Below are 3,305 nucleotides of genomic sequence, written 5' to 3'. Positions count from 1 at the left end.
TGTGCCTGACCGCCTGTGCGAAGAAAACTGCCCGGCGGTAAGGGAATATCCCTGACATGCTCATAAATTTTGCGGGTAACATTCCCGACATTTCCGCTTAATACTGAAGCTGTCACCTTAATCACTCTCATCTGGTCTAAACGGTCAACCGCCACAGCGCTTACCATATGATTCAGTTTGCCAATATCCCTGAGATAAATCAAACCGCTTTTATTAAAAAATCAAATTGTCATCATATTTATTGAATTTTTCACTATCCATAAAGTTATTAAAATTCCTCCAAAGGTGCAAACAATTGCTGCACCTGTTGGAAGGTCTAATTTGTAAGACAAAAAAAGTCCAATAACTGAACCAATAGTTCCTAAAGTCCAACCAATTATAAGCCTCTTGGTGAGAGATTTAGCAAGAAGCATTGCGCAAACTGCTGGAATAATAAGATAGGAAAATACCAAAAGAACACCTGCAATCTCAACAGATGAAGTAACAACTACTCCAAAAGTCGCATAGAATAAGAAATCCCATAATTTTATTTTTATTTTCCTTCTTTGTGCTTCATCTAACCTGACAGAAATTAAAATAAATCTATCTCTAAATATATAGTGGAATATTCCTATTAGACTGTAAAGAATAAATATTTTCAAAACATCATTCCAATTTACAAAAAGTATATTTCCTACAAGCATATGTTTTATATGTTCTGATTCTTGAGGGATTCTATCTAATACTAATATTGCAGTTGCTGCTGCAACAACATAAACTATTCCAATTATTGCCTCTTGAGGAACAGTTTTATCTTTCATTCGGGTTAGCGAAAATATTGTTGCACCAATAAAAGTAAACAATAAAGAAACAAAATAAGCAGAGATAGAATGAAGTGGAAACCCAAATAGAACAGCAAAAACAGCACCCAATGCAGCAATCTGTGCAAGTGATAAATCAACAAAGATTACTTCTCTTTCAACAACATGTATTCCAAGATAAGCGTGAATACCTGTTAATATTAAACAGGCAATAAATGGTGGAAACATTAGTTCAAACATAATTTGTTTCCCTTCAATTCTATAATTCCATAATTATAAAATAATGGAATGATTATTTCTGTAATGCCTCTACAATTTTTTCAATTATATAATCAAAAAGTTTAAAATAATTATCAACTTCTTTTACACCTCCTGTTTGACTTGGCAAAACTAAAACTTTTACACCTGTTTTCTGACAAATTAAATTTGGTGCTCTTAGAGAAAAATATGATTCAACAAATAGCAATTTTGCATTCTCCTGTTTTATTGTCTCAATTAGTTTTGCAATATGTGAGGGCGAAGGTGGTATTCCTGGCTTTGGTTCAACAAATCCAACAATTTGAAATCCAAATTCTCGGGCAAAATATGGCCAGGAATTGTGATAAGTTATAATTTTTGTGCCTTTATATTTGGAAATTCTTTCTTTCCATTCTGAAATTTTCTTATCAAGTTTTAGCAAAAAATCTTCTCTATTCTTTTCAAAATATTCTCTATCCTCTGGAGAAATTTTAATTAATGTATTTAAAATATTTCTTATTGCAATTTTTGCATTTTCAGGAGAAAGTAAATAATGTGGATTTCCGTATATGTGAATATCACCCATACTAGCATCAATCTTCCCTTCTGGAACTTCAAGTTTTTCAATACCTACTGATGCATCACAATATCCTTTTTCCCCATAAAATAAGTTTGAATTTCTTGCAGCTTCAACAAGTGAATTAACCCACATATCTAAGTCCATTCCAATTTTTACAAGCATATTGGCATCTCTTAATTTTATTACCATAGAAGGTCTTGGCTCAATCTGATGAATATCCTGCGTTCCTTTTGATAAACTTACAACTGAAACTTTATCTCCACCAATGTATTCAACCAAACTTTTCAAGTCTTCTGTTGTTGTTACAACTTTTATTTTTGCAAATACAGTTGTATAAGTATTTAGTGAAATTAGAAAACTAAGTAAGCCCCGTAGGAAATTGCGGGGGTGAAGCATGTAGCATCTTATTACAAATTGATACATCATTTTTCCTCTTCCTTTTGTAAAAGATAAAATATTCCAACGGGGTAAAATTTTTGTTATATTTTTAAACATCTCTATTCCCTCCTCCTTTTTCATTCCACTATTCCATAATTATAAAATAATGGAATGATGGAATTATCTATAAATATCTGACCTCTGTCCTCTGCTACTCCAACGGATGACTATGTGGTCCTATTCCAAATTGTAATTGTAAATATACTAAATTTTTCTTATTCTTAATATCATATCTATATTGCAATCTCAATCTTGTTGTTTCAGTTAAATTTTTAGTTCCAATTACAGATACAGACTCAGATTTTTCTGCAATATTTACATCATCATTATGTGGAAATGCATCTTCTGTATTATCATATCTTATACCAAAGTCATAGTATTTATTTATCTTGTAGTTTGCAAAACTGTAAAAGCCAGATCTTTTTATTTCACCAATTGGAACTTCTCTTTTTAACCAGAACAACTCATTTTGAAACAAAATTCTTTTGTGGGCATGGGGCCAGGATTTGTAAGTTAGGTCTATTCCATAAACTTCTGTATTATCTTTGTGTTCTTTAAAATGTGCTCCTTTTCCTTTTGCAAAATTTAAACCAATTTCAAGTTCTGAAATTTCTGAAAGTGGATTTGATATCGATAATTTCGCAGTATGGACTTTGTCAGCAAGTGAAAACTCTTCAGTATGATTTTCCTCATCATGGTGATGATGGTGTGATTCTATATACCAGGTCCCCAAATCAAACTGAACAAATTTTTTTGTCGGTAATAGATAACTTAAAACTGCACCCTGACCTACTAAACCATGGTCACCCAAAAAATTAGTAATAACATCAGGCTGGTCAGCGTATGGCCTGTGGTGTGAGTGAATTTTATTTATCTTCCCAAAATCAATATGTATTTTACCTACTTTTAAACTAAATCCTTTCCCTATGTTCAAAAAACTTACATAACCTTCGCAAATTTCTGCAACTGTTTCTTCTTCATGCCTGTGCATTGCCAAAAAAATATCTGCACGCATCTGTGGATAAATATATCCCTGCAATGCCAATTCAACTTCTCTAACCAAAATTTTATTTCTATCAGTGTCATTTTGGTTATCACTAACCTTTCCAGTTATATCTCCCACAAAACTTACATCAGGAAAGTTTGTAGTAGTTGCTCTCATTCCTGGTGGTGGAGCTGGTTGTTCCTCTTGACAAAAAGCAAAATTTACAAATAGAAGAAAAGTAATACACATAAATATAAATCTCATC

3 protein-coding genes are annotated in these 3,305 nt (G+C 32.2%); all 3 read right to left on the bottom strand.

What is annotated here, in order from left to right; translation table 11 throughout:
• Positions 1-221 precede the first annotated feature (221 nt).
• Positions 222-1,040, bottom strand: a complete 819-nt coding sequence (locus ACUVXA_RS18565) for a metal ABC transporter permease (RefSeq protein WP_445872778.1) — start codon at positions 1,038-1,040, stop codon at positions 222-224.
• Between the two features lie 52 nt (positions 1,041-1,092).
• On the bottom strand, positions 1,093-2,136 hold the full coding sequence (locus ACUVXA_RS18560; RefSeq protein ID WP_445872777.1) for a metal ABC transporter substrate-binding protein: 1,044 nt from the start codon (positions 2,134-2,136) through the stop codon (positions 1,093-1,095).
• Between the two features lie 70 nt (positions 2,137-2,206).
• Positions 2,207-3,305, bottom strand: a 1,099-nt coding sequence (locus ACUVXA_RS18555; RefSeq protein ID WP_445872776.1) for a hypothetical protein, incomplete at its 5' end; no start/stop codon positions are given.

It is taken from the genome of Candidatus Jordarchaeum sp. (genome assembly GCF_052745115.1).
The sequence above is the reverse complement of the archived record's forward strand: the minus strand, read 5'-3'. Positions and strand labels throughout refer to the sequence as shown.